We start from the raw sequence: 24609 nt of genomic DNA on the forward strand, positions 1-24609 counted from the left end.
TATCAAGCAGCTAAATTATTTTTTATTGACTTATTATTGATTAATTCTAAAAATAGACTTGCACATATCATATTAATATCTCCTGCACCCATAACTAAAATCAAATCGTTTTCTAGAGTATTTTCTTTGATTAGTTTTATCAGATCTTGATTATTATCTGGAGTATATATTTCTAGGTTTGGTTTTAATTTTCTTAACTCATTTCCAATAGTCTTATTATTTATTCCTTCGATTTGATCTTCTCCAGCAGAGTAGATAGGTGTTATTAAAACTAAATCGGATTTACTTAAACTTTTTGCAAATTTTTTCTCAAATTTTTTAGTTCTACTATACCTATGAGGTTGAAATATTGATACTATTCTTTCAGGTAGAATTTCGGAAAAATTATTTTTTGTATTTCTCATAGTAGAAGCAATTGATATTGCAGCATCAATTTCACTAGGGTGATGAGCATAATCTTCTACAATTAATCTGTTTTTCCATAAACCTCTATAGTCAAATCTTCTTGAAGGAAGTTGTAAATATTCAATTCCTTTTTTTATATCTTTAAAAAGAATTCCAGTTGCTCTACAAGCAGCAATTGCAGCTACTGCATTGCTTAAATTGTGCATGCCGGGAATAGGTACATTGATTTGATCGATAAATTTTTCTTTTTCATAATATTCTGCAATAATTTCACATCCATTAGATTCTTTTGGAATTAGTGCAAAATCTATATTTTTAGTTTCTTGAATTGAAAACCATTGAGAAGCTTTAATATTATTTTTGAGGTTTTGGCAGTCATAATTTGCAATTAAGTAATCAGAATTTTCTGCAAATTTTTTCATTGTTTTTATTACATCTTCTAGATCTTGATAATGATCAACATGTTCGAGCTCTACATTTGTGATAATTCCAATATTAGAATTAAAATTCACTAATGATCCATCTGATTCATCTGCTTCTGCTACTAATATTTCACTATTACTAACGTTGTAATTTTTATTATATAGAGGAACAATACCACCAATTACAGCAGTAGGATCTTTTTTTAGAATTGAAAGAATAGTTGTTATATAAGTACTTGTGGTTGTTTTACCGTGAGAACCTGAAATGACTATAGATTTTTTTTGATCGATTAAAAATTTTAGTATTTCTGAACGATGTTTTATTTGTAACTTATATTTTTTAGCTTTTTTTAATTCGAGATTTTCAGGACGGATTGCAGAGCTGATTACAACTAAAATATTTTTATTTTTTTTCTCAATAATTTTATCAATGTTTGATTCTTTTTGAGTGTTAAATATAATTACATGATTATTAGCTAATTCTTTCAAAATATGGCTATTTTTTATGTCAGACCCTGATATGGAATATCCATTTTTAGCCAGAATCATTGCTAGGGCAGACATGCCAATGCCTCCAATTCCAATGAAATGGATATGAGGAGGTAAGACTCGTAACTTCTTCAATTTCACTTTGGTGTCGAGTGAAAGATAACTCTTCATCTTTCAAAAGGCACATTTTTTAAAGAATTCCAGTGATTTTGTACTTTTTTATTTGCTTAAGGCATCATATTTTTTTCAAAATGCTCATCGTTCTGTATGATCAGCGGCCAGTAGCTTATGCGGTTTAACCGTTTTTGAAATGACTTTGCGTGTTGCGATTAATGGATTCGGAAGAATTGGACGCAATTTTATGCGTTGTTGGCTCAGTAGGGGTGCGAATACAAATATTGAGGTGGTTGGAATCAACGTTACTTCTGATCCAAAAACTTGTGCTCACCTACTTAAATACGACTCTATTCTCGGTGCAATAAATGATGCTGAAATCTCACATACCGACGATACATTTGAAATTAATGGTAAAACTATTAAATGTTATTCGGATAGAAACCCATTAAATCTTCCTTGGAAAGAGTGGGGTATTGATCTAGTTATTGAGTCAACAGGTGTATTTAATACAGATGTTGGAGCTAGTAAGCATTTACAGGTAGGAGCTAAGAAAGTCATTCTTACTGCTCCTGGAAAGGGTGACGGTGTTGGAACATATGTGGTTGGTGTCAATGCTGATCAATATTCTCATGGAGATTTTGATATTCTCAGCAATGCAAGTTGCACTACAAACTGTCTAGCTCCAATAGTGAAAGTTTTAGATCAAAAGTTAGGAATAAATAAAGGTTTAATGACCACAATTCACAGCTACACCGGAGATCAAAGAATATTGGATAATGCCCATCGTGACTTGCGCAGAGCAAGAGCTGCCGCAATGAATTTGGTTCCTACGTCAACAGGTGCAGCTAAAGCTGTAGCTCTTGTTTATCCAGAAATGAAAGGAAAGCTTACAGGTATTGCGATGCGTGTACCAACTCCGAATGTTTCTGCAGTTGATTTGGTTTTTGAATCAAGCCGTAAAACCAGTGCTGAAGAAGTAAATGGATTGTTGAAAACTGCCTCAGAGGGTGAAATGAAAGGAATAATTAAATATGGAGATTTGCCTTTGGTTTCCTCTGATTATGCGGGAACTAATGAATCAACTATTGTTGATGAAGCATTAACAATGTGTATAGATGACAATATGGTCAAAGTTTTAGCTTGGTATGACAACGAGTGGGGTTATAGCCAAAGGGTTGTTGACTTGGCTGAAATTGTTGCTCAAAAATGGAAATAAAACTTTAGCTCTATTGCTAAAAATGTTGAAATAGACTGTATTCCTCAATATTAATTGGTTCTAAATTATCCCAGGAAATATTTGGTTTACCTTCTTTTATAAACCCAATAATATGGGCAGAATCCAATTCTTTAGAATAAGCTTCTGCCCATTCTCTAGGAAGAGTAACTATCAATTCATAGTCTTCCCCCCCCTTTAGCATCCATTCATCCCAAAGTGAATCTTTTGGCCAATCAGGATCTCGAAGAATAGAACTTTTTGACAAAATTGCTTGGCAATTACTGCTTTGGCAAATTCCTCTTATTGATTCAATGAGTCCGTCGCTGCTATCGGTCCCAGCAGCTCTCCAACTCAATGATTTAGGTTTGCACTCTTTCAATGCTTTGAGCGCCTTGAAAGCCGGACAAGGGCGTTTGTGTGCGTTAATGGCTTTATTAGTAAGGTTTGAACTTATTGAGATTTCGCTTGGTAGTTGCTCTGATTTTAAAAGTGCTAAACCTAATCTACTCAATCCATGGAATCCAGTGTTGACAATATAATCTCCTGGCAAAGCATTTCCTCTATGCAATCTGGGAGGCTTCATTTCTCCAATTGCAGTAATTGAAATCATTTTTGTTTCTCCACAAGAGCAATCTCCACCAATTATTTCTCCTCCGAATTCTTGCATCGCTTCACGCATTCCTTCGTATAGGTGTTCTACCCATTGCCACCGTGTGTTTGCTGGCAAAACAAGTCCAACGCTAAAGGAAATTATGTTGTCTGAGCCACTGCAAATTAGATCAGAAATATTTGTGGTAATACATTTCCAGCCAATTTCTTTCGCATTAGATATTTCTTCAGAAAAATGAATTTTATCTACAAGTAAATCAGTATTAATCAATAAATTTTTATTAATTGCATTTATTTCTGCGACATCATCATCTATCTGAGCAGATCGCATAAATCTTTTTAAACGATTAAGTAATTCTATTTCACCTAAATCTTTAATTGTTGTTTTCACTTTGTTTAAAAATTAAGCTTTGAGTTTTAGATTTTCTGAACCATTTAATACTTGAATTGAGATAATTTTGTCATCTACTCCAAGTTTATTCAAGATTTCAGAACCTTCTATTACGTAGCCGAAAGCAGCGTTTCTTCCATCAATAAGATTTCTCCCAGCTGGATTTAATTCAGCTTCATATAAGAAAAAGAAAAACTGAGATGAACCATCATTTAAATCTGTATCAGAGTGCGCCCATCCAAGTGTTCCTAAAGTTGCAAATGGAAGAACTGGGGTTTCAGTGTAAAGGCCAACTTCTTCAAAAGTTTCCCCATAAAGTGTATCTTCGAGATTAGGAGTTCTTATTTCTAATGGAACTTTTCTCAACTCATTATTATCAGGGTCTATATATCCAATCGCTTCTCCTTTAGGATCTCCAGTTTGAAGAATAAAAAATTCTTCAGCTCTATTAATTGGTAAACCATCGTAAAAACCTTTCAAGGAAAGATCTATAAATGCACCAGCGGTTAGAGGAGCATTATATCCATCAATAATTGCGCTCATATTTCCTTTTGATGTTTTTATTTCTACATTTGCTCTACCTAAAAGTCTTGGTAGATTGTCATATTCACTAGGTATTTTATATGGAAATTCATCAGTGATTAAAAGAGATTCTAAATCATCAATTGTTTTTAAACTTTTACCTCGGACGTTAAGAAATGAGACTTTATTCTTTTCGTTTGTGATTTGTCCTAAGTCATCAAGTTCTTCTTTCAATTTTGAGAGCAGATTAACTGCTTTTTCTCTATTTTCCTCTGGTATTGAGTCAAGAATTTGATTTTTTCTATTGCTTACCAAGAATTGACTTCTCGAGGTGGCTTTGCTGATAGCTGACCATCTACTTCCTCGAAGATCGTCGCTGGTATCCTCCAGTTTGTTTTGTAATTCACGTAATTCTTTTTGGTCAATCGGTAAAGAATTTCTTAATATCGCATATGGATCTTTGAGTCGATTACCATTTGGAAGGCTTGCAGCAGCAGGTTCAATCCATGTAGAGCTCAAAGAAAATAGGATTGTTACCAGGGCAAGAATGCAAATCTTTTTTGCCATGTTAATTCTATGTTTTGCATGACTTTGGCACAGACTTATGATCGATTGGTATCTTTTGTGTGAATGATTTCAAGTAACGACTTTCGCACTGGCACTACGATCGAGTTAGACGGTGCGGTTTGGCGTGTAATCGAATTCTTACATGTCAAGCCTGGCAAGGGTTCTGCGTTTGTTAGGACTAAATTAAAAGCTGTTGTGAGCGGTAGTGTTGTTGAAAAGACTTTTAGAGCTGGTGAAATGGTTCCGCAAGCTCTTTTGGAAAAATCAAAGTTGCAACACACATACATGGATGGAGATGATTTTGTATTTATGGATATGACTTCTTATGAAGAAACACGCCTAACAGCTAAACAAATTGGTGAAAGTAGGAAATATCTAAAGGAGGGTATGGAGGTTAATGTAGTGTCTTGGAATGAAAAACCTCTTGAAGTTGAATTACCCAACTCAGTTGTTTTAGAAATAAAAGAAACTGATCCAGGGGTAAAAGGTGACACTGCTTCGGGAGGTACAAAGCCTGCAATCTTGGAAACAGGAGCCCAAGTTATGGTCCCATTATTTATTTCAATTGGTGAGAAAATTCGAGTAGATACTCGAAATGACAGTTATCTAGGCCGAGAAACACAATGACTATGAATCTTGATCACGAAGAGCTACATCGCTTGTTGGCAACTTTAGCTGAGAGCGATATTCAAGAGTTTCGACTTGAGGGACAAGACTTTTACTTGGAGGTAAAACGTAATTTAGGAACTTCCTCGGATTCTATTATTTCTCAAAAGAAACAGGTATTAGAAGAGAGTGATTCACCATCACCTCAACGTAAAATTGAGGCTTCTACAGTTCCAAGTACTCCTCCTCCTTCTGTCCCTGGCTCCCGCTCTGATTTGGTTGAGGTGACTGCTCCTATGGTTGGCACCTTTTATCGTGCACCAGGCCCAGAAGAACCCCCTTTTGTGGAAATTGGATCAAGAATTAGTGTTGGACAAGCTGTTTGTATTCTTGAGGCTATGAAATTAATGAATGAATTAGAGTCAGAGGTGAGTGGTGAAGTGATTGAAATTCTCGTTGAAAATGGAACACCAGTTGAGTTTGGTCAAGTTTTAATGAGATTAAAACCTGTATAAAAGTTTTACTTATCTAGAAAGAAGCCAGGCGTTATTAATTGCAGCAACCATACTTGCGTCTCTTGCCTTGAACTTACCTGCAATATCAAGAGCAGTTCCATGATCTGGAGATGTTCTCACAAAAGGTAGTCCAAGAGTTGTATTAACAGCTTCATCAAAAGCAATCAGCTTGACTGGTATGAGACCTTGATCATGATACAAAGCAAGAATTCCATCAGGCGCATTATTTTCATTTGAGGGGCGATTCCATGCATCTGCTGATGAAATCCAACAGCTATCTGGAGGTATAGGTCCAATAACTTTGATGCCGGGATTGTCTATTTTCCACTCATTCAAGGTAGGAATAATTAAGTTTTGTTCTTCTATTCCAATTTTTCCTTCTTCTCCTGCGTGAGGATTTAAGCCTGCTACATGGATTAATGGTTTTTTTGTGAACTGATGACAAAAATTCAACAATTCGTCTAATTTATATCTAATTAACTCTTTGGTTAAATTATTACTTATTTTATTAAGAGAAATATGTGTTGTAGCTAATAAAGTATTAAACCTCCAACCATTGTTTGGTGAGATTGCTGTAAAAAGCATGGATGTCTTCTTATTAGTTAATTTACCTAATAATTCAGTTTGACCTGCAAATTCATGCCCTGCTTTATGCCATGCGATTTTTGAGATAGGTGCTGTAACCAGAGCTTTAGCTTTACCCTCCAGAAGGATATTTGTCGCTTTGACAAGCCATTTAAAACTTGCTGAGCCAGTGTTTTCATCTACTTTTCCTGGAATAATTTCTTTTTCTAAAGGAATATCAATAATATCAAGTTCTTTAGGGTCACTAATATTATATATTCCCTGATTAATTAGCTGAATATATGTTTGATAAATATTTTTTTTACATCCTACAAGTAAAGGCTGTATATTTTTATTTAAGTATTTAGAGTCAAGCGCTTTTAGCGTTATTTCAGTTCCTATTCCTGCGGGATCACCCAACGAAATAATAATAGTATTTTCCTTTGTTTCTGGTGTTTGATTTCTTTTCATGTTGCGATGTGATTGTGATTTTTTATCTTACGTAAACGATTTAATAATGTAAGTCTTTTGATGAATCAAAGTATGTTTTTGATATTTGAAATAGTTTATTGACTCAGGTAATTCATCAAAATTAAGTGTTTTATCAAAAGAATAGAAATTAAAGATTATTATCACTTTAAAAACTATTCATTCATTTTTAATTTAGAGAAACAATTTTTTAGACCAGATTTGAAATCCGGATAAATCAGAGAATATCCTAGCTTTTTACACAAAAGCTTGTTATCAACTTTTCGATTTTCTTGCCAAAAAGATAGCGCCATTGGACTCATCTCTTTTTTTGCAATTTCAAAAGGAATTGCTGATGGAACAGATTTTTTGGCTATTTTTGCTGCGAAATTAATTACTTCTAGATTATTACTTGGTAAGTTATCAGCTACATTTATCACTAATGGATTCTTCCCTTGAGAATAGAGATTGATTAAAAATAATACAGATCCAGCAATATCATCGACATGAATTCTTGAAAAAACTTGACCGGGCTTATCTATCATTTTTGTTGTTCCCTTGAATAGACTGTCAAACGCAGACCTTCCAGGCCCATAAATACCTGGCAATCTAAGAATTTGAAGAGGAAGCTTGGTTTCTATCCATTGTTTTTCACATGCAAATCTACGAATACTTCTTTCCTGTTGAGGATTAGGAGAAGTATTTTCATCTACCCATCCTCCTTTAGTATCACCATATACTCCAGTAGTGGATAAATAGCCAACCCATTTTAAATTTTTTGAGTTTAGTAATTGAGTTTTGAGTTTAAGTAGAACTGGATCTTCACCATTCAATAAAGGAGGTATGCAACTCAATACATGTGTTGCTCCCTCGAGAATTTCATTTGATAATTGTTTTTCTGTATTGAATATGAAATCAGCTCCTTCACTTTCTTTGCTTCTTCTGCTGCACAAAACCTTTACCCCTAAACGTCTTGCTAAAACTGCAATTCTTTGTCCACTAAAGCCGCCTCCAAATATGATTAATTTTGAATTAGGCGGTAGAGGATCAAACCGCTTGACAATATCCTGATTCATTAGTACAAATGTATTATGTTGTTATTTAGCAATGATTGCTTCTTCTTTTAAGCCTAGTCTGAATTCCATAAATGGTGCTAGCAAATTAAGGAACCATAAAAGATTATCTAGGCAGAATAAAAGTCAAAGCTTGATAAAGCCTTTGCTTGCATCAATTTGCTCTCTTCTTTGTATAGCTTTTGTTCCTGAGAGGTCTTCTAATTTGGTTTCTGTATGTGAGAAATATAATTCTTCAGTCGCCTGTCAAGTTTGGTAGAACCTTAGGCTACTTGCCAAGAATAACCTTCATTTACAATGGATTTTGATTGCTCAATGTTTTCATCTCGTTTAGGTTGAGCCCATTGTAGAAGTCTCAAAGCTAGACGTATATCACCTTCTGTCCATGCTCTTATAGCCATTGAACGCCTTGGGTCGTAAAAACGTTGTTTTCGATACCATTCAAAAGCATTATTGTCTGTTTTGCTCCCGTTGCAAGATAAGCAGGCTGGTACGCAATTTTCAGTGATACTTAATCCACCTTTGCTTTGAGGTAAAACATGATCTATTGATTCTGAATTTTTTCCACAATATATACATCTGTTCCCAGTAAATTTATGTAATGATTTTCGCCATCTTCTATCACGTAGTTTTGGGCATAGATCTTCTAAGAAAACCGCATCCCTGTTGTGCATACGTATTAATTAATTAATTTAATTTTGCCTTGATAGAGCAATAAGTCAATGTATCAAAGATATCTAATTTTGATTTCACAAGATTTATTTTTTAATTGCGAATGATTTATTCCTTGCTTTTCGTCTTAATACAAAAAATAAACTAATCAGTAATTATATCGATCAATATATTTTCCTTTAGGATTTTTTTCTGTGGTGTTGATTGATGTAGTTGCTCCTTTTGCTGATTTTTTATCATTATTAATTCCCATGGAGCTAGATTCTCCTGTATATAGATCGCCTAAATAATTAATACAATCCTCATATTTGACACGATTTTGAACTACTTGTTCAACAATCAACGAGGCAGCTTGCTTGGGTGATGTTTTGAATAAACCTTGTTTTTTGCTTTTAATAAATTCATAGGCTGCTTCCCAGCTTGGTTCATGTGTGTTTCCCCCATTCCTCATAAAGCAATATATGTCTGCTCCGTTAGTTACTGCTCCATTAACTTTTAATCCTAAAGTAGTACTGCAGATTAAACAAATTATTGAAATTGGTAAGAAGTTTCGCTTTATCTCAATTGGCATGATTTTAAAAAGATTATCAATCTTAAATTATCTATTTTTCTTTCTTCTGTCGAGCTTTATTTCGTAATACCGTTTTCGCATTATTCATTAAATTTTTTGTTTTTTAAAATGAAACAAGATTTTATTTAAAGTTCCGTGAATTAAAGATTGTGCCTCTTATATCAATTATCTTTTAAACATGAGTATGATGACTATCTTTTTATATGATTATTTAAATATTATTCGTTATTTAGTACTGAAATTGTTTTAGCAATACCGTTACCAATTGGTACGTTTAATTTGCCTATTTTATCAAGAGTGCTTTCTAAAGCTGATATCACGCTAATAATGTCTCTATCATTGACAAATCCTAAGTGACCAATCCTAAAGATTTTCCCTTTCAAATGGTCTTGTCCACCAGCAAGGAGTATGTCGAAGTCATTTTTTATTACTTGCCTTATAGTTTCTGCATCTATATTTTTAGGCTTAACAGCTGTTATTGCTGGGCTTCCAAAACTTTCTTTTGTAAATAAGTTTAAACCCATGGCTTTTATTCCTTCTTGCGTTGCTTTTTGATGACGAGCGTGGCGGGTGAAGATATTATTTATGCCTTCTTTTTGCATCATTGTGAGTGATGCCTCCAAAGCAAAATATAAATTAATTGCAGGAGTAAATGGATTACTATTTTTATTTGCTGTTTTTAAATATTGTTTTAAATCTAAATAAAATTTAGGTAAATTTGATTGACTATTTGCTTCCCATGCTCTTTTGCTCATGGCAACAAAACTAAGACCCGGTGGAATCATATAACCTTTTTGAGAACCCGAAGCTATTACATCAATTCCCCATTCATCCATTGGAATATTACATGCACCAAGGCTTGTCACACAATCAGCAATAGTAATAGCTTTACCATGATTTTTTACCTCGTTATTAATGGATTTAAGATCATTAATTACTCCTGTTGAAGTTTCTGAGTGAGTTAAAATTACAGCCTTAATTTTTTTATTAGTGTCTTCTTCGAGAAGTCTTTTGAATTGATTTGGATCAAGAGGTTCTCCCCAATCAGCTTTTACAACTTTTACATCTAGATCATATGCTTTTGCAACCTTTACCCATCTTTCACCAAATTTTCCATTATCTCCACAGATGACTTGATCACCTTTGCTTAATGTATTAATTATTCCTGCCTCCATCGCAGCTGTACCACTTCCTGTAATTGTAAGAACGTCTGCTTTTGTTTGATGAAGCCATTTGAGTTGCTCAGTTGTTTTTTGAACAATTGTTTGAAAATCTCCACTTCTATGACCGATGGGGTGCTTACTCATAGAACTCAAAACACTTTCTGGTACCGGTGTTGGTCCAGGTATCATTAGATTGAGTTTGTCTTGCATTTACTTATTTAAATCTAGATTATTATTAGTCTAAAAAATTATTTATGGAATTTCTTTTATCGTCAGCTCTTCCAATAATTTGAATGAATTTACGCTTCCAGTTTGGGTAGTTGCGGCTGCAAAGTCTGCAACGAATGTTCTTATTGGCAATAAATTTAAAGAGACTGAGAGAATTGATTTACCAAATCAAGAAGAATCAATTTTGGTGCCTATTTGTTCTTCAGCTGTACTTGATAATGGTAAGAAATCTTTAGCAATTAGTCATTGTCAATCAGGGCTGCCTTTGGACATAACAAGAGGAGTTGAAATTTGGGCTTTTATTCAATTCAGTAAAGCAAGTTTTAAATCTGGGAAAAGAGTTGAGGATGGCTTCCCCGATTGGCTTGATTTTCATGCCGGTTTTGGAGTAGGTAAATTTCAATCATCTGGTCTTCCATGCATATCCAATTTTGCACGTGATTTACTGTGTATGAATCTTTACCCTCTTTTGCCCAAAGGTAATTCAATAAAAGTAGAAATCGTTTTACCTCAAGGTAAAGATCGTGCTTTGAAGACGAGTAATGAAGCATTTGGAGTAGTAGATGGGTTGTCCCTCATCGGTACACAGGCTGAGCCTCAAATCAGTTCATCTCCAGATCAATTGAAGCAATGCAAAGATATTTTGCATTACAAATGTTCTAAACCATCATTTGATGGATTTCTAGCTTTTGTGATTGGTGAAAATGGAATGGATCTAGCAATAAAATTTGGACTTCCAGCCAATCAAATTATCAAAACGGGTAATTGGGTAGGACCTCTTCTTGTTGCTGCTGCAGAAAATGGTGTAAAGAAACTTTTATTATTTGGATATCATGGAAAATTAGTAAAACTTTCTGGTGGTGTTTTTCATACCCATCATCATCTTGCTGATGCAAGAATTGAAATTCTCACTTCACTTGCGGTTAGAGAAGCTATTTCTTTTGATTTGATTAGGTTTCTAAGTCAATCAACGTCAGTGGAAAATGCGTTATTAACCCTTGAAGAAAACAGTCCAGAAGCGGTATCTTTGGTTTGGGGTAGGATGGCTAAAGAGATTGAAATTAAAAGTCGGGGCTATATAAATAGATATATGTCTTCATCGATGAGAGTAGGATGTGTTCTATTCGATCGTAAAAGACAAATTCGCTGGGCCGGTTTTGACGGTTTAAAACAAATAAATTCTTTAGGGTTAATGCTGAATAAATAGGCATGTATAGCCATATCCCTTTAATTTTTATTAGTCTATTTGATAAGAATGTTTTATAAGGATTTATTAGGTTGATATGGCTTCAAAGATTTCAGATGAGAAACGTAATCCAGCAATCGTAATTCTCGATTTTGGTTCTCAATATTCAGAATTAATTGCTCGAAGGATTAGAGAGACAGAGGTTTACTCATTAGTTATGAGTTACACAACATCTGCTGACCAATTGCGTTCTCTTCAGCCAAAAGGCATTATTTTAAGCGGTGGCCCTGGATCAGTTTATGAAGAAGATGCGCCATATTGTGACCAAGAGATTTTCAATTTAGGTATTCCTGTACTAGGGGTTTGTTATGGAATGCAATTAATGGTTCATCAGTTAGGAGGATCTGTAAAACCTGCTACTGGTAAAGCTGAATACGGAAAGGCACCTTTAGAAGTTGATGATTCAACAGCTTTATTAACTAATGTCATAAGTGGATCCACAATGTGGATGAGTCATGGGGATTCAGTTCAACAATTACCCCAGGGATTTGTCAGATTAGCTCATACTTCTAATACTTTAGAAGCAGCAATTGCTTGTCACGAAAAGAGCTTTTATGGAGTGCAATTCCATCCTGAAGTTGTTCATTCTACTCAGGGAATGGTTTTATTAAGAAACTTTGTGTACCATATTTGTTCGTGTGAGCCAGATTGGACGACAAATTTATTTATAGATGAAGCTGTTTCTCAAGTTCAACAACAGGTAGGTGATAAAAAAGTTTTATTGGCTCTATCGGGTGGTGTTGATTCATCAACTCTTGCATTTTTATTAAACAAAGCAATAGGACATCAATTGACGTGCATGTTTATTGATCAAGGTTTTATGAGAAAAGGTGAGCCAGAATTTTTAATGTCTTTATTTGATGAGAAGTTCAAAATTAATGTTGAATACATAAACGCCAGAGAAAGATTTATTTCAAAATTAAAAGGAGTAACTGATCCTGAGCAAAAGCGTAAAATTATAGGTACAGAATTTATTAGGGTTTTTGAAGAGGAGAGTCTTCGTTTGGGCCCTTTTGATTACTTGGCTCAAGGCACTCTTTATCCAGATGTAATAGAAAGTTCTGGAACAAATATTGATCCTAAAACTGGTGAACGAATAGCTGTTAAAATAAAAAGTCATCATAACGTAGGAGGCTTGCCAAAAGATTTACAATTTAAATTGGTAGAGCCTTTGAGACGTTTATTCAAAGATGAAGTTAGAAAAGTTGGTAAATCATTGGGATTGCCAAATGAAATTGTTCGAAGACATCCATTCCCTGGCCCAGGGTTGGCTATAAGAATTTTAGGAGAGGTTACTCATGAAAAATTAAATTGTCTAAGGGATGCAGATTTAATTGTGAGAGAGGAGATTAATAAAGCTGGTTTATACAATGAGATATGGCAAGCTTTTGCTGTTTTATTGCCTGTTTATTCAGTTGGAGTAATGGGAGATCAAAGAACTTATGCATGGCCCATTGTTGTGCGTTGTGTTTCCAGTGAAGATGGAATGACGGCTGATTGGTCTCGTATACCATATGATGTTTTAGAGAAAATTTCTAACCGTATAGTTAACGAAGTTGAAGGAGTTAATAGAGTTGTTTTGGATATAACAAGCAAGCCTCCAGGAACTATTGAGTGGGAATAACAATGACTACTTAATTGTAGTTATAGATTAAAAGTAGTAGTTCCACGTGAGCACAAAGTAAAAAATAGACAACCTAATTGCAAGGGTTGTGAAGACACGTGTTCCACGTAAGTTCCACGTAGCACGGTGTGAGCGTCTCCATGGAGAAATCGTAGAAAGAGGTTTTCTCTACACTTGCTTGCTAATTTTATTCCTATTTCCATCGATCTCAATTTATGGAATTAATCTATGATTTCTCTACTTATGGATAATATTATTGAGAGAAAGAGGACTCCTGCGTGAAACAACTTCCTCCTCACTTCATCATTGCTAACAAGAAAGAAGTTGTCTTTCATATCAAAGGAGGATTCCCAACGTCATCCGTAATCACAACTCTTATGAAAGAATTTCCAGAGAGTTATAAAGGCGTTGTTATCAGGTGCGAAGAAACTTTCTACAAGATGAGGGAGAGGGGAAATGAATAAAAAACTAAACAATTTTGGTTTTTGCAAAGTTCAATTAGAAATCTGATGAAATTATTGACTTGGAATTGTAATCTTAATTTTTCAAAAAAATTTGAAATTATAGAACCATTTAATAGCGATATCCTAATCATTCAAGAATGTGAAAGATTAAGTCCTAACTTTTTTCCTGAATATAATTTTTTTTGGACTGGAAGCAATGACAAGAAGGGTCTTGGAGTAATTGTTTCGAAATCTATTGAATCAAAAGTTAGTCATTTGCACAATCAGAAATTAATAAATTTTCTTCCTATTGAGACAGAGCGATTAAATATTTTAGGGGTTTGGGCATATAACCATAGAGCATCAAAATTTGGAAATGATGTAAGTGGGTATACGTCTGACGCATTATTCTTTTATCAAAATTGGTTAGCAGAATCAAAGATTTCAATTATGGGAGGTGATTTTAATAATTCTGTTGAATGGGACAAGGGAGAGAAAGAAAATAATTTTTCAAATATTCAGTCTTTATTGAGAAATTTAGATTTTAAAAGTATTTATCATCATGAAAGGGAAGAGGATTATGGAACTGAAAAACAACCCACATTTTTTCATACAAAAAATAAAAATAAGTCTTACCATATTGACTTTCTATTTTTGAAAGGACTAACAGTGAAATCTTTTGATATTGGTTCATATGAAGACTGGATAGGATTTAGTGATCACATGCCTTTAATATGTGAGATTTGAAATCACAGTTTTTCTGTATAGGTCGTAGAAAAGAAATATATTATCGACACTTTCGTTAACGCCAAATATTCCCCTTGATAAACGTTCCACGTGAGTTCCACGTGGTATAGTGGGTTCAAGAAACCCAGTCTATGACTGCGCTTTGAGACCCCATATATGGTAGGAACTATTGAGTGGGAATAAATGATATTTAAGATATAATAATGTCATCATTAGAGTTACAATTAGGTAGAGAATATAAAAGAGGAGAATTACATGATTTTTATGGTGGGCAAAGGCAAGAAGGGATTTCCATTCCTCAGAAATATCCTTATATTTTTGTAATTACTTCTAAGCGTGAAGAAGAGCATGGTTATGTTGATGGTTGGATTGAAAATAATAACTTTTTTCTATATACAGGTGAAGGGCAAATAGGTGATATGGAGTTTAAAGGAGGTAATAAAGCAATCAAATATCATAGACAAAATGATAAACAAATATTTTTATTTCAGGAAACGAAAAAACTTTTATTGCATTAAAAGCAGAACTTAATTTTATTGATTATAAGTATATTCAAGTTCCTGATACGGAAGGGAAGAATAGAAGAACAATTCAATTTAGACTTCAATCTCTAAACGCAGAACCAGTAAGGGAAGTGGAACCTATTTCAATTACTAAACCACATCTGAAACCTGATAAAACTGAAAGACGAGGTTTAGTAATTAGTAGAGTAGGGCAAGGATATTACAGGCAAGAACTTATTAAAAAATTCAATGGTAGATGTACTGTTACATCGATAGATAGAGAGGAGATTTTGATTGCAAGTCATATAGTTCCATGGCGACTATCAACTGATGAGGAAAGATTAGATGTAGATAATGGGATTTTACTCTCTCTTCTTTACGACGCACTTTTTGACAAGCATCTAATTAGTTTTAAAGATGATGGCGAAATTTTAATTGCTAATAGCATTAAAGATGACAACTTAAAAACTAATATTCGTCTAAATGCGAAGATTATAGTTACTGAAGGAATGAAGAAAAATCTTTCTCGTCATCGACTTTTGTTGAGATAAAAGAGGTTACACGTGAGAAAACTTTCCTTGAGATACCAGTCCACCACTTGATTATCTTTTTTCTGAATTATAGAGTGGGAATAGCTCAGGGTAGTAAAACGTAGTCAGTCACTCAAAAACCTACTTCCAGACGACTTCCACTTGTCACCGTCTCTACTGAGAAATCGTAGATAGTTTTTTCTCTATACTTGTTGTTTGAATATCTAGTATTTGTTGCTAAGAATTTATAAACGACTTCTCTATATATTTTTTTATACTCAGTATTTAAAAAGGTACAAAAAAACCTACTCGAAAGCAGGTCTGTTTGAAGATCAGTCGTAAGTGTTTACTTACTCTAATTTTTTTAATCATCAAAATAAGAGCATGTGTAGTTTACTAATTCTAAAACCTCTAAACAAAATGAAGAATTTTTGGGGACATTGAAATCCATACCCTCTGTTATTAATGTCCAATCTTTATCACCTGTAATTTTTATATTTAGTTTTCCAGAATGGATTTGCATGAGTTCTCTTGACGCAGTTTTAAATTCATATCCACCCTCCAACATCACTCCTAATGTTTTTTTTGAACCATCTTTTAAAAAGATGTTACGACTAATAACTTTACCTTCAAAATAAATATTTGCTAATTTATCAACATCTACATTTTGATAGTTATCCATTGAGAAATTCCTGAATCTAATTTTCTAATCACTAATCATAATCTATAGATGTTGAGTTTTATTTACGCACTTGTTATCCCAGTACTAATCTTGGGATTGCTTTATCTATTCATCATTGAAAATAATGGTCTTCCAGATTGGATGGAACGTGTCTCAAGAAATAGTGGTTCCGTTTGGACTTATGGAATTATTGCCATCGCCCTAGTTGGAATTCTAAGATATCTGATTCGATGACTAAGCAGCAGCATCAACACAAGCATTGAATTGATGTTCTACTAACTCCCAACCATTACTGATGAGTTCATTCCAAGTTTCATAAGAGGATTGATAGTCCAATTTTCTTGTGTTTTTAAGTCGTGTTGGGATACCTTCTTTCGTGCAAAACCAAAGTTGAGTGAAGACAGTCGGAAACGCTATTGCAGATTTCGGATCACGAATGAAAAGCAAACATAAGTCTCTTGCTGGGGCAACCAACCATCCTGATGGTGTTGGTAATGCTTCTCTTACAGGTTCATTCATGTGATTGATATCTAATAGTGGATTCATTTCTTGCAAACATTCTGATGAAGTCAGTAGTCAGAGGGATCACGAAGGAGAGAAAAAAAAGCACCTGCTCACTGGTGCTTTGGCTGCTTGTATGTGTGATGTATGCATTTTAATACAAATATACTACTTTTGTCTATGGGTGAATTAATGACTTTTATAAGAAAAGGGCACTACTTCATCAGCATCCTTGTGTTCTTTTTTCTGTTGCACAGACCTGATTTTTGTTGCGATACTTCTGCTTTTACTTTCTAATCAAACAGGAAGTGTCAGTAAATTATTCTTAATTAGCAATCAGCGTTAGCAATCCCCATACTAAGAACAGCACCTAAAGGAATAGACCATGCATAAGCATCTTTCTTGGAGATTGCAGCAGCAAGACCACCTCCAATTAATCCACCTTTAGTTGCATTACCTGAACTACAACTTTCCTCGCTTGGTTGATAACTACGAGAAACTAATATTTGCTCTTGATTTGCTCTGTTATGTTTGCGATAAGTATTAGGGAAATAATGAGCATGATTATGAGGGTGACGATATTTGCCGCCTGGTAGATTCCAACTTAATGATGACCAAGGTACTGCGACCTTGTCTAAACACGACTTCACATAACCCTTTGATCTTCTTTTCCAAGTAACATTTCCCTTTCTGTAGATTTCTTTAAAGCAAGTTCGTTGAGTTGTGTATTCCCTCTAGTGGTTATATTCATCTGCCATTGCTGCCATTGGAGAAATAAACATAGCAGTCAGAACTAATTGTCGGATTTTCATTTCTAACTTTTACCTCTAATCAAAACATAGGATTTCCTGATCCAATAACCAGCAATTCAGACACCTCTAAATGTGCTTTGAGGCTATGAAATCAAATTGTTCCTAATCAAAGATCGTCTTCACTATTTCCGAAAGGGTTGTATCTGATATCAAAAATCAAAACCACTGCTGTACTTAAAAGCAGTAACCCGAAAACAACTTGAGGAGGTGGAAATATCATTCTCACACTCTAGAAAAGGCACAAAAAAACCGCCCTGTTCTGTACTGGCGGGTTAGTGGCAGAGACCTGGTGCAAGTGTTTCCTTGTTTCCACTGCGGAGTGTCTCTTACTCCTCACAAATAAAAACATAAATGAACTTGTAAAAGAGGAAAGTATCTTGAGGCGGGTTTATCGATTGGCACAGGCACTAAAAAAGCATCCAATTGGATGCTCTTTCGGCACAGAACTATGTGTGAGGAGTTGTTCTGTAGTCCTATTCTTATACACCTGATACCAAGATGGCAATAACAAAAATAATCTCTTAAATATTGAAAAATATTGGCTTGGTGTATAAAAACAAAACATTTCACACCTCATCTGCGAATGCCAAATATTTGCTTAAAACAAGTTCTCCCTCAGTACCTTGTGTCAATGAAATGGCAGAGTGACAAGGGTCTTCAAGTGTCTGTTCCTGATATGTTCTCTTTGTTACTTTCTCGTCTTTCCATAGAGAGATCGTACATAGTTTATTTTCTCTATACTTTGCTGGTAGATAAGATGTAAAGAAAAAGTATTAAAAAACTATAAGATGCCCTAATAAATTATTTGTAAATCTTTGTTTTTTATTGACTATTTTAATGAGGCTATTTATATATTTTTATCTCATATGCTCGCTAAAATTATATAAATAGTTTCTTTTACATATTGATTAGATTGAAACTAAGAAGTATTACTTATATGAAGAAAAGCATTGCTGCTTAGATGTCAATGGCGCAACAGTTTGTGATATGAGCTGATGCTTTGTTTTAAAGATTTAGTTGTTCAGAATTTATTAACTACTTCTTTACGTATTCAAAACTTTGTGATCGCAAAAACGCGTTTCTCATGAAGAAGGGGGGCGAGATTTTTGTCACTCCCTTTAAGTTCATGAGCTACTTATCGAGCTAAACTTTTTTTCTGACTAACCAACCATTTACTTAATAAGAAGTGCTAGAACTCCTGATTTATTTATAATTCTTTTAGGATTCAAATTCAATCGTTAAAAGTACTTGATTAGGTCTTATGGCAAAAACTGAAAATGATCTTGATATTTACTATGCAGTTGGGAATGCTAATACTTCTAGGCAGGAAACTGAGATTGGGGGAATCATAAAAAAAAGAAATTCTATGGGATGGAAATTAGTTTCTACCAGCACCGCAGTGGTTGATATCACTAACCAATTTTCTAACTTGTATCTCTTTTGGGAGAAATAATATGAGTAAGAAAAAAGAGAAATTTAATGTGACGCAGGGTATGACTCTTTTGCTTCTTCAAAAACTTTCTTTACCTGCGAACACGGTCTTTTTAATCATTCTTTTTATTACTAACCCAGCAAATAAAATTGGTTATGAGGAGGAATAGGCATACAAAACTTTTTCGAAATCAAGTCTTTTTCCCCTTCACCTAACGAATTATTCACACCTTCAACTTAATTAAATACATGGGTTAAGAAAGGCACTCTGCTGCATCAGCTTCCTTGAGTGCCTCTCTTTACTTACAGAACAATTTTGTTGAGGAGTGTTCTGCTTTCCTTTTTCTAATTAATTCGAAAAGTGGAAGCATCAGAAATTATTCCTAATTAAAGATCGTTTTGCCTATTTCTAAGGAGGGTCATATCTTTTTGAAGATCAAAATTACTCCTGTGCTTAAAAGTAGAAGTCAAAAAAACCATATGGGGGTAGTAGATCATCCGATTACTCAGAATACATCGGTTTTAAGTCGATAAAAGGAGTGGTGTATAAAGAGAACAACACTCTTGAAATTAATCAGGGATTGCCTTGTTTCGATCATTATGGATACAAACCGCACGGAAGGATATTGATCGTCTTATTAAAAATTGGCCTTAAGACGGGTGTGAGATTTTGGTTACCCCCTTTAAGTTCAGCATCCACAGATATAACTGAACTTATCACTCTGATTTACGACCATCTACTTGATCGGAAGTGATATATTTTCTGATTTATCTCTAATAAATCTAGATCCGGTTAACGTGAAAATTAATTCTTGTTAACCAACGACCCATTAATCTTTGTGCTTTCTGAGGCTTAGTTAAACAAGATAGCCAATCATTGTTTTTTTCACCTCAATATTTCAATTGAAAGTAATAAGGAATTAGATGAGGAAGTGTTCCAAGTGAGATTAACAGTACAGAAAACCAAAGAAAGATTGATGAAAGAGTATTTGACCCATTAGATCTGAAACTACGGGTTGCTTGCATGATTAGACCTCCATTGAATTAAATGTTTTTTAGTAATTAATTGAGCAGTTGCCAAACTGCAGACATTCATTCTCGTAATCAACTTCATCAAAATCAGTTTCATAATTTGAAACTAGATCACACCAATCATTCCCTTGGATAGGAACTCCACATGATTTCGAAAATGTTTTCTTTACGTCTTCGATTGCATGTTTAAAAGGATTACCGCATGACATGGCTTGACCTCCTAATAGTGCTTTGATTTATATCTACTCCTATTGATTGAAAATTTCTATAGGAGAAAAATCCTAAAGCATTAATCTTTATTCTTCCAACAAGAAAGACCCCTTGCCTTAAGAGTGGCACTAGGGGTCTTCCTTTACTACAGAACTGTTTGTGCGAGGAGTTGTTCTGTTATTTCTTTTCTAATCAATTCCCAAAAGAGTCGACAACAGAAAAAACCCCTAATTAGCAATTCGAATCATCCACTTTTAAACCTATAACTGTAGCTAATGAGATGGTGTAACCCTACGCTTTTTTTTTTTTAGATATTGCATGCAGCAGCAAGACTGCCACCCAAAACGTCACCTTGATGATACGCAAGCACTGGACGAAGAATTAGGTTTGTAAATTAGAATTGTTGGTTGGCAAGACCGAGATCTGGCTTCTGGAATCATTCTAAGCAGGTATGGTTTGCTGGTGATGATGACCAACCTTATCCCATGGAATAGAAGAAATTTCTAACGCTTCGGAATGGGCTTCATATCTGTAAATTTCCCCTTAGTAAGTTCGTTTAGTGATATATCTCTTATGGTGAAATGTCAATTTGCTATTACTGCCATTCGAAAAAGAAGCATAGAACTAATGATCGGATTCTCATTCTTCACCTTTGACTTTAATAAAAACATAGGATTTTTCTGATTTAACAACAAGTAATTTTTACAGTATTAGAAGAACTACGAGTATAAAAAAGTAAGATATTCTTTATCCCTGTGAAAAATATAATTTTCTCTCTCAAAATCACTTTTATTTAAGGTTTACACGATTACTCTGTGATATAAATTTTTTTTTAAAATTTTTGCTCTTATTATGTTTTTATACTATATAAAGTAAAAACTTGTGTGTGAGACTATAATTGACTAATCAATTATAGTTATATTCTTAAACACATACCTTTATACCAAAAATTAAATGACAGAGTTATAGATATTTTCAAAAGCTACTTGTAGCTTTTAACTGTCTTTATGAAGAGATCATAGATAGATTATTTTTTCAAAAAATAAGAGTATTTGTATGCTTTGAGAATGATTATATTTTAATTTTACAAATCCAGAATTTATATTTTCTCTGCGGATGTTTGGATTCTTTTTTTCAAATTTTGAGTAGTTTTATAAGTATGTTTTAGTAGGCTATGTCTTAGTATTTTCTAATTTTAGTAATGATTTCAATAGCTTTGCGGTATAAGATTTCTGCTGCTTGTAATTTGCCAAGATTTTTTAATATCACTCCGTAGTTAGAAAAGATTCTTTGATCATTATAACCCTGTTCAATACAATTTTTATAACACTTTGATGCTTCTCGAGTATTACCTTGTAGATGAAATCTAATTGCTTGATTAATGATTTGTTCTTTAGTGGATTTGCTGCTTTTATTGATTATTTGTTTCTTTTTATAATTACTTTGCGCTTCTATATCTTTCATTTTAAACTTTCAAGATGATTCTTCTTTTTTTAATTATAGTATTTTTCTCAAATATATTAAAAAATATTGGTTAAATTATATTGAGAAGACTAATTTGATTTTTTATATCTAAGATTTACTCTTAAATCATAGCGTAGGGGGGACAAAGAACAATATCTAAATTTATGTCTAAAGCTATATGGCTACCAAGTCAAATATGTCTACTATTCATTTATACAATTTACTACGAGAATTCATGCAAAATGCTTTACTTTTAAATAGGGATTGTAGGTAATTTTCGCGGATCTAATTATTGCTAAAAGTTTTGACTATAAATATGTAGGCATAGACTGATCAATGATGTTTCTTGTTATCAGTTCTTTGAGTCGTTATGAAATTTGATGCAACTTTGTATTTCAATTAAAAAAAATAATTATGGCGAGGGTTTAAAAAAAGCGTCATCATTTCAATAATAGATAGCTATCATCTAATGTCATTTACAGTTACTTACAACGGAGATATTCAATATATTAAGGTTTTCTACTCAACTGAAAAAACGAGATCTGGAAAGTACTATGGCGAATTTTATAAACAAATGGATGCATTAGCGAGTGACCTGAAACGTCTCAAAGAGGAACTGTATGAGGATAGTGAAAAGGCAGCGAAAATTGCTAAAGATGCGGCAAATAAGGCACTTTCTGAGAGATTTGGTCCACTCCGATATCTTATTGATGATAGACACTGGGACGAGGACATGGTTATCAGTAAAATTCTTGATGACAGAAAAGAAGAAATGTTAGCACTAGCACAAAAGACTTTTAATAATGAAGTTCTTCTTGAAGAGGACGCGACTGAGGAATATTCTATCCACTTAGATGAAGGAGTAATAGAAGTTGATGGTAAGGGTGTAGAGACATCGGTAATGGATTTTTTTGATTCTGACGACTACCACGAATTAAATGAGGAAAAATTAGAAAAATTGGAAAAACTTGATTGGTTTATTATCTGGTCGAGGACAGAGGCCGGTGAGTTTCAGGCAGAGGGTGGACTACATGAGGGTAATTATTCATCAAAGGAATTGAATATGAAAAATTGCTTGCTTACCTATAGAGATTTGCCCCTTATTGTTCCTTCTAATGGTACGGACATCTTTAGTAATGAACTTGAAATTCATTTTATAGATGAGACCAGAGCATCTCTTTCAATAGGTGATGCTTAGCAAAATCAACAAGATTTGCTTAACTTAAAGGCATTCCTATTTAAGTCGGTAGGCAGCGATGAATGAATTACGTCTAAGAATCTATGAGCAGATAATAAATGATTCACCAGGAGTGAAAACTTCCTTGTTTAATAAAACCTGTGGAGTTACTATTTTTATTTCGATTTTTTTCGCAGTTATCACTACTGAAAATTCAATCGATTATAAATTTGGGGATCAGATAGACCTTGTGGATTGGTTTATTGGTGTTTTGTTTTGTGTTGAATACTGTTGTCGCTTATGGGTTGCACCACTTGAAAAGAAATATGGCAAAGGATGGAAAGGCGTTTTACGTTATGTGGTTTCACCAATGGCCATTATTGATGTTATTGCAATTGTCCCATCTTTTATTGGTGTTCGTGCAGAATTAAAAATTCTCAGGATTATTCGCCTCTTGAGAATATTAAAAATTGGAAGGAGTGAAAAATTTAAGCAAAGTATATATCACTTTAATTATGCAATTCGATCAAAGAGTCAAGAATTACAAATTTCGATTTTTTATACCGTTTTACTTTTGTTGATCAGCAGTACTTTTATGTATCTTGCTGAATCTTCTATTCAACCAAGCTTGCTAGGTTCAATTCCAAGATGTCTTTGGTGGTCAATCACAACTGTTAGTGCTGTTGGTTATGGAGATTCCATACCAGTAACGGTTGTTGGGAAAACGATTGCATCGATAACTTCTCTTATGGGTATTGCTGCAATTGCAATACCTACTGGAATACTTGCATCTGGATTCAGTGAATCAATAGGGGTACACGATAAAAATAAAAACGAATTGTCTGAAAATGAGTTTTCAAGTATTTCCTAATTAAATTGATATTCACGTCAAATACAGGAAAATTTTTTACTAAAGAAGGAGCAATAGATCTTATGGTCTCATTGAGTGCCACTGATGCAAATTCAGAAAAGAAATGGAGAGGTTTTTATAACTCGTTATCAATGGCTGAACTAGAAGCCGCGTGGTATTAGTATTGGAAAGATTGATTGAATCAGATAAAATCTTTTAATTGATTGGAAGATTATGGACGAAGCGTGGCTGCAAGAACTCAATAAAAGGAATCTTGTGGTTCAAGGAGAAAATTGCTCTCGATGGGACTTCGCAACTGTTATTCTCTCTTCTTCAGTTTTAGTAAAACTAAGTCAGGAAGAAAGAGCGAAATTTCATATGACTGAATTTAAACGAGCAACTAATGAAATTGAGCATTGGGCAAGAGTAGAAGAAATATGTGACTTTTTTGGTGTTGAAGATCCAGATTTGGCTGGAGATATATATGTAAGAAGGTTTAAGAATATGACTGTAGATGATGAGATTAAATGGCTAGAGTTAAGAGATATTAGTGAAGATATACCTGAAGGCTTTGGCGTGAAAGTTGATTGGGGTACATCAAAATAAATATAAAAAAATGGATATTGATTAAATGAAACTTTTTTAAATTAAAATAAAGCAGCCTATGTGTTTTGATAAAAACTAAATATATCTCAAAAAAAAGTTTCGTTGTCAGATCGATTATCTTAATTTTTTTCTTTTTTTTAGTTTTCTAAAAAC

Annotated in this window: 28 protein-coding genes; 15 read left to right on the top strand and 13 right to left on the bottom strand. The window is 33.8% G+C overall.

What is annotated here, in order from left to right; all coding sequences use genetic code 11:
- Positions 1 to 2: 2 nt before the first annotated feature.
- Positions 3 to 1487, bottom strand: coding sequence for a UDP-N-acetylmuramate--L-alanine ligase (gene murC, locus AC6EI0_RS07725; RefSeq protein WP_498522001.1), 1485 nt, complete (start codon positions 1485 to 1487; stop codon positions 3 to 5).
- Positions 1488 to 1626: 139 nt separating this feature from the next.
- Between murC and gap the strand changes: the two genes are divergently transcribed.
- Positions 1627 to 2649, top strand: a complete 1023-nt coding sequence (gene gap / locus AC6EI0_RS07730) for a type I glyceraldehyde-3-phosphate dehydrogenase (RefSeq protein ID WP_498522002.1) — start codon at positions 1627 to 1629, stop codon at positions 2647 to 2649.
- A 16-nt stretch (positions 2650 to 2665) separates the two neighbouring features.
- Here the strand turns inward: gap and thiL are convergent, their stop codons facing one another.
- Positions 2666 to 3649: a thiamine-phosphate kinase gene (gene thiL / locus AC6EI0_RS07735; RefSeq protein ID WP_498522003.1), complete on the bottom strand. Its 984-nt coding sequence runs from the start codon at positions 3647 to 3649 to the stop codon at positions 2666 to 2668.
- Between the two features lie 12 nt (positions 3650 to 3661).
- The gene (locus AC6EI0_RS07740) at positions 3662 to 4738 is read right to left on the bottom strand and encodes a peptidylprolyl isomerase (protein ID WP_498522004.1); all 1077 of its coding nucleotides are present in this window, start codon (positions 4736 to 4738) and stop codon (positions 3662 to 3664) included.
- Positions 4739 to 4801: 63 nt separating this feature from the next.
- Between AC6EI0_RS07740 and efp the strand changes: the two genes are divergently transcribed.
- On the top strand, positions 4802 to 5365 hold the full coding sequence (efp, locus tag AC6EI0_RS07745) for an elongation factor P (protein ID WP_036906095.1): 564 nt from the start codon (positions 4802 to 4804) through the stop codon (positions 5363 to 5365).
- Entirely contained in the window at positions 5362 to 5859 is a 498-nt protein-coding gene (gene accB / locus AC6EI0_RS07750) for an acetyl-CoA carboxylase biotin carboxyl carrier protein (RefSeq protein WP_498522005.1), read from the top strand. The genes efp and accB overlap by 4 nt, the downstream gene beginning before the upstream one ends.
- 9 nt (positions 5860 to 5868) lie before the next feature.
- Here accB and pdxA read toward each other — a convergent pair whose 3' ends face one another.
- The 5 genes from pdxA to AC6EI0_RS07775 all read right to left on the bottom strand — a co-directional run bounded on the left by pdxA (position 5869) and on the right by AC6EI0_RS07775 (position 10580).
- Complete coding sequence (gene pdxA, locus AC6EI0_RS07755; RefSeq protein ID WP_498522006.1) at positions 5869 to 6894, bottom strand: 4-hydroxythreonine-4-phosphate dehydrogenase PdxA; 1026 nt, start codon at positions 6892 to 6894, stop codon at positions 5869 to 5871.
- Between the two features lie 173 nt (positions 6895 to 7067).
- On the bottom strand, positions 7068 to 7967 hold the full coding sequence (locus AC6EI0_RS07760) for an SDR family oxidoreductase (protein WP_498522007.1): 900 nt from the start codon (positions 7965 to 7967) through the stop codon (positions 7068 to 7070).
- Between the two features lie 260 nt (positions 7968 to 8227).
- On the bottom strand, positions 8228 to 8638 hold the full coding sequence (locus tag AC6EI0_RS07765; protein ID WP_498522008.1) for an HNH endonuclease: 411 nt from the start codon (positions 8636 to 8638) through the stop codon (positions 8228 to 8230).
- 146 nt (positions 8639 to 8784) lie between these two features.
- Positions 8785 to 9207, bottom strand: a complete 423-nt coding sequence (locus AC6EI0_RS07770; protein WP_498522009.1) for a DUF6554 family protein — start codon at positions 9205 to 9207, stop codon at positions 8785 to 8787.
- A 218-nt stretch (positions 9208 to 9425) separates the two neighbouring features.
- The gene (locus tag AC6EI0_RS07775) at positions 9426 to 10580 is read right to left on the bottom strand and encodes a pyridoxal-phosphate-dependent aminotransferase family protein (RefSeq protein WP_498522010.1); all 1155 of its coding nucleotides are present in this window, start codon (positions 10578 to 10580) and stop codon (positions 9426 to 9428) included.
- Positions 10581 to 10659: 79 nt separating this feature from the next.
- On the opposite strand from AC6EI0_RS07775, the gene cbiD reads away from it, so the two are divergent.
- From cbiD to AC6EI0_RS07805, 6 genes are all read left to right on the top strand, one after another.
- On the top strand, positions 10660 to 11805 hold the full coding sequence (gene cbiD / locus AC6EI0_RS07780; protein ID WP_498522011.1) for a cobalt-precorrin-5B (C(1))-methyltransferase CbiD: 1146 nt from the start codon (positions 10660 to 10662) through the stop codon (positions 11803 to 11805).
- A 76-nt stretch (positions 11806 to 11881) separates the two neighbouring features.
- Positions 11882 to 13468, top strand: a complete 1587-nt coding sequence (gene guaA, locus AC6EI0_RS07785; protein ID WP_498522012.1) for a glutamine-hydrolyzing GMP synthase — start codon at positions 11882 to 11884, stop codon at positions 13466 to 13468.
- 278 nt (positions 13469 to 13746) lie between these two features.
- Positions 13747 to 13932, top strand: a complete 186-nt coding sequence (locus tag AC6EI0_RS07790; RefSeq protein WP_498522013.1) for a hypothetical protein — start codon at positions 13747 to 13749, stop codon at positions 13930 to 13932.
- Positions 13933 to 13953: 21 nt separating this feature from the next.
- Positions 13954 to 14658: an endonuclease/exonuclease/phosphatase family protein gene (locus AC6EI0_RS07795; protein WP_498522014.1), complete on the top strand. Its 705-nt coding sequence runs from the start codon at positions 13954 to 13956 to the stop codon at positions 14656 to 14658.
- A gap of 203 nt (positions 14659 to 14861) precedes the next feature.
- Positions 14862 to 15176: an SRA domain-containing endonuclease gene (locus AC6EI0_RS07800; protein ID WP_498522015.1), complete on the top strand. Its 315-nt coding sequence runs from the start codon at positions 14862 to 14864 to the stop codon at positions 15174 to 15176.
- A gap of 116 nt (positions 15177 to 15292) precedes the next feature.
- The gene (locus tag AC6EI0_RS07805) at positions 15293 to 15712 is read left to right on the top strand and encodes an HNH endonuclease (RefSeq protein WP_498522016.1); all 420 of its coding nucleotides are present in this window, start codon (positions 15293 to 15295) and stop codon (positions 15710 to 15712) included.
- A gap of 343 nt (positions 15713 to 16055) precedes the next feature.
- Here AC6EI0_RS07805 and AC6EI0_RS07810 read toward each other — a convergent pair whose 3' ends face one another.
- Positions 16056 to 16373: a pyrimidine/purine nucleoside phosphorylase gene (locus tag AC6EI0_RS07810; protein WP_498522017.1), complete on the bottom strand. Its 318-nt coding sequence runs from the start codon at positions 16371 to 16373 to the stop codon at positions 16056 to 16058.
- 48 nt (positions 16374 to 16421) lie between these two features.
- On the opposite strand from AC6EI0_RS07810, the gene AC6EI0_RS07815 reads away from it, so the two are divergent.
- Complete coding sequence (locus AC6EI0_RS07815) at positions 16422 to 16607, top strand: hypothetical protein (protein WP_269609227.1); 186 nt, start codon at positions 16422 to 16424, stop codon at positions 16605 to 16607.
- Here AC6EI0_RS07815 and AC6EI0_RS07820 read toward each other — a convergent pair whose 3' ends face one another.
- Together AC6EI0_RS07820 and AC6EI0_RS07825 are read right to left on the bottom strand one after the other, a co-directional pair.
- Positions 16608 to 16919: a DUF1651 domain-containing protein gene (locus tag AC6EI0_RS07820; RefSeq protein ID WP_498522018.1), complete on the bottom strand. Its 312-nt coding sequence runs from the start codon at positions 16917 to 16919 to the stop codon at positions 16608 to 16610.
- Between the two features lie 284 nt (positions 16920 to 17203).
- Positions 17204 to 17524: a hypothetical protein gene (locus AC6EI0_RS07825; RefSeq protein ID WP_498522019.1), complete on the bottom strand. Its 321-nt coding sequence runs from the start codon at positions 17522 to 17524 to the stop codon at positions 17204 to 17206.
- 1423 nt (positions 17525 to 18947) lie between these two features.
- Between AC6EI0_RS07825 and AC6EI0_RS07830 the strand changes: the two genes are divergently transcribed.
- Positions 18948 to 19139 (top strand): hypothetical protein, encoded by a 192-nt coding sequence (locus AC6EI0_RS07830; RefSeq protein ID WP_498522020.1) that lies wholly within the window; start codon positions 18948 to 18950, stop codon positions 19137 to 19139.
- 1033 nt (positions 19140 to 20172) lie between these two features.
- Here AC6EI0_RS07830 and AC6EI0_RS07835 read toward each other — a convergent pair.
- Both AC6EI0_RS07835 and AC6EI0_RS07840 read right to left on the bottom strand, forming a co-directional pair.
- Entirely contained in the window at positions 20173 to 20358 is a 186-nt protein-coding gene (locus tag AC6EI0_RS07835; protein ID WP_498522021.1) for a hypothetical protein, read from the bottom strand.
- A 1180-nt stretch (positions 20359 to 21538) separates the two neighbouring features.
- The gene (locus tag AC6EI0_RS07840; RefSeq protein WP_498522022.1) at positions 21539 to 21823 is read right to left on the bottom strand and encodes a tetratricopeptide repeat protein; all 285 of its coding nucleotides are present in this window, start codon (positions 21821 to 21823) and stop codon (positions 21539 to 21541) included.
- A gap of 469 nt (positions 21824 to 22292) precedes the next feature.
- Between AC6EI0_RS07840 and AC6EI0_RS07845 the strand changes: the two genes are divergently transcribed.
- From AC6EI0_RS07845 to AC6EI0_RS07860, 4 genes are read left to right on the top strand one after another with little or no spacing between them, the layout of a single operon-like run.
- Entirely contained in the window at positions 22293 to 23021 is a 729-nt protein-coding gene (locus AC6EI0_RS07845; protein ID WP_498522023.1) for a hypothetical protein, read from the top strand.
- Positions 23022 to 23079: 58 nt separating this feature from the next.
- Positions 23080 to 23871 (top strand): potassium channel family protein, encoded by a 792-nt coding sequence (locus tag AC6EI0_RS07850; protein ID WP_498522024.1) that lies wholly within the window; start codon positions 23080 to 23082, stop codon positions 23869 to 23871.
- Between the two features lie 5 nt (positions 23872 to 23876).
- Positions 23877 to 24032, top strand: coding sequence for a hypothetical protein (locus AC6EI0_RS07855; RefSeq protein WP_498522025.1), 156 nt, complete (start codon positions 23877 to 23879; stop codon positions 24030 to 24032).
- 52 nt (positions 24033 to 24084) lie between these two features.
- Positions 24085 to 24456, top strand: coding sequence for a hypothetical protein (locus AC6EI0_RS07860; protein WP_498522026.1), 372 nt, complete (start codon positions 24085 to 24087; stop codon positions 24454 to 24456).
- Positions 24457 to 24609 lie beyond the last annotated feature (153 nt).

Source organism: Prochlorococcus sp. G5PB11 (assembly GCF_059772425.1).

Bases quoted from the DNA above. Each gene is read 5' to 3' on its own strand.
- murC (WP_498522001.1), bottom strand. From the start codon at position 1,487: ATGAAGAGTTATCTTTCACTCGACACCAAAGTGAAATTGAAGAAGTTA.
- gap (WP_498522002.1), top strand. From the start codon at position 1,627: ATGACTTTGCGTGTTGCGATTAATGGATTCGGAAGAATTGGACGCAAT.
- AC6EI0_RS07740 (WP_498522004.1), bottom strand. From the start codon at position 4,738: ATGGCAAAAAAGATTTGCATTCTTGCCCTGGTAACAATCCTATTTTCT.
- efp (WP_036906095.1), top strand. From the start codon at position 4,802: ATGATTTCAAGTAACGACTTTCGCACTGGCACTACGATCGAGTTAGAC.
- accB (WP_498522005.1), top strand. From the start codon at position 5,362: ATGACTATGAATCTTGATCACGAAGAGCTACATCGCTTGTTGGCAACT.
- pdxA (WP_498522006.1), bottom strand. From the start codon at position 6,894: ATGAAAAGAAATCAAACACCAGAAACAAAGGAAAATACTATTATTATT.
- AC6EI0_RS07760 (WP_498522007.1), bottom strand. From the start codon at position 7,967: ATGAATCAGGATATTGTCAAGCGGTTTGATCCTCTACCGCCTAATTCA.
- AC6EI0_RS07765 (WP_498522008.1), bottom strand. From the start codon at position 8,638: ATGCACAACAGGGATGCGGTTTTCTTAGAAGATCTATGCCCAAAACTA.
- AC6EI0_RS07770 (WP_498522009.1), bottom strand. From the start codon at position 9,207: ATGCCAATTGAGATAAAGCGAAACTTCTTACCAATTTCAATAATTTGT.
- AC6EI0_RS07775 (WP_498522010.1), bottom strand. From the start codon at position 10,580: ATGCAAGACAAACTCAATCTAATGATACCTGGACCAACACCGGTACCA.
- guaA (WP_498522012.1), top strand. From the start codon at position 11,882: ATGGCTTCAAAGATTTCAGATGAGAAACGTAATCCAGCAATCGTAATT.
- AC6EI0_RS07800 (WP_498522015.1), top strand. From the start codon at position 14,862: ATGTCATCATTAGAGTTACAATTAGGTAGAGAATATAAAAGAGGAGAA.
- AC6EI0_RS07810 (WP_498522017.1), bottom strand. From the start codon at position 16,373: ATGGATAACTATCAAAATGTAGATGTTGATAAATTAGCAAATATTTAT.
- AC6EI0_RS07815 (WP_269609227.1), top strand. From the start codon at position 16,422: ATGTTGAGTTTTATTTACGCACTTGTTATCCCAGTACTAATCTTGGGA.
- AC6EI0_RS07820 (WP_498522018.1), bottom strand. From the start codon at position 16,919: ATGAATCCACTATTAGATATCAATCACATGAATGAACCTGTAAGAGAA.
- AC6EI0_RS07830 (WP_498522020.1), top strand. From the start codon at position 18,948: ATGGCAAAAACTGAAAATGATCTTGATATTTACTATGCAGTTGGGAAT.
- AC6EI0_RS07835 (WP_498522021.1), bottom strand. From the start codon at position 20,358: ATGTCATGCGGTAATCCTTTTAAACATGCAATCGAAGACGTAAAGAAA.
- AC6EI0_RS07840 (WP_498522022.1), bottom strand. From the start codon at position 21,823: ATGAAAGATATAGAAGCGCAAAGTAATTATAAAAAGAAACAAATAATC.
- AC6EI0_RS07845 (WP_498522023.1), top strand. From the start codon at position 22,293: ATGTCATTTACAGTTACTTACAACGGAGATATTCAATATATTAAGGTT.
- AC6EI0_RS07850 (WP_498522024.1), top strand. From the start codon at position 23,080: ATGAATGAATTACGTCTAAGAATCTATGAGCAGATAATAAATGATTCA.
- AC6EI0_RS07860 (WP_498522026.1), top strand. From the start codon at position 24,085: ATGGACGAAGCGTGGCTGCAAGAACTCAATAAAAGGAATCTTGTGGTT.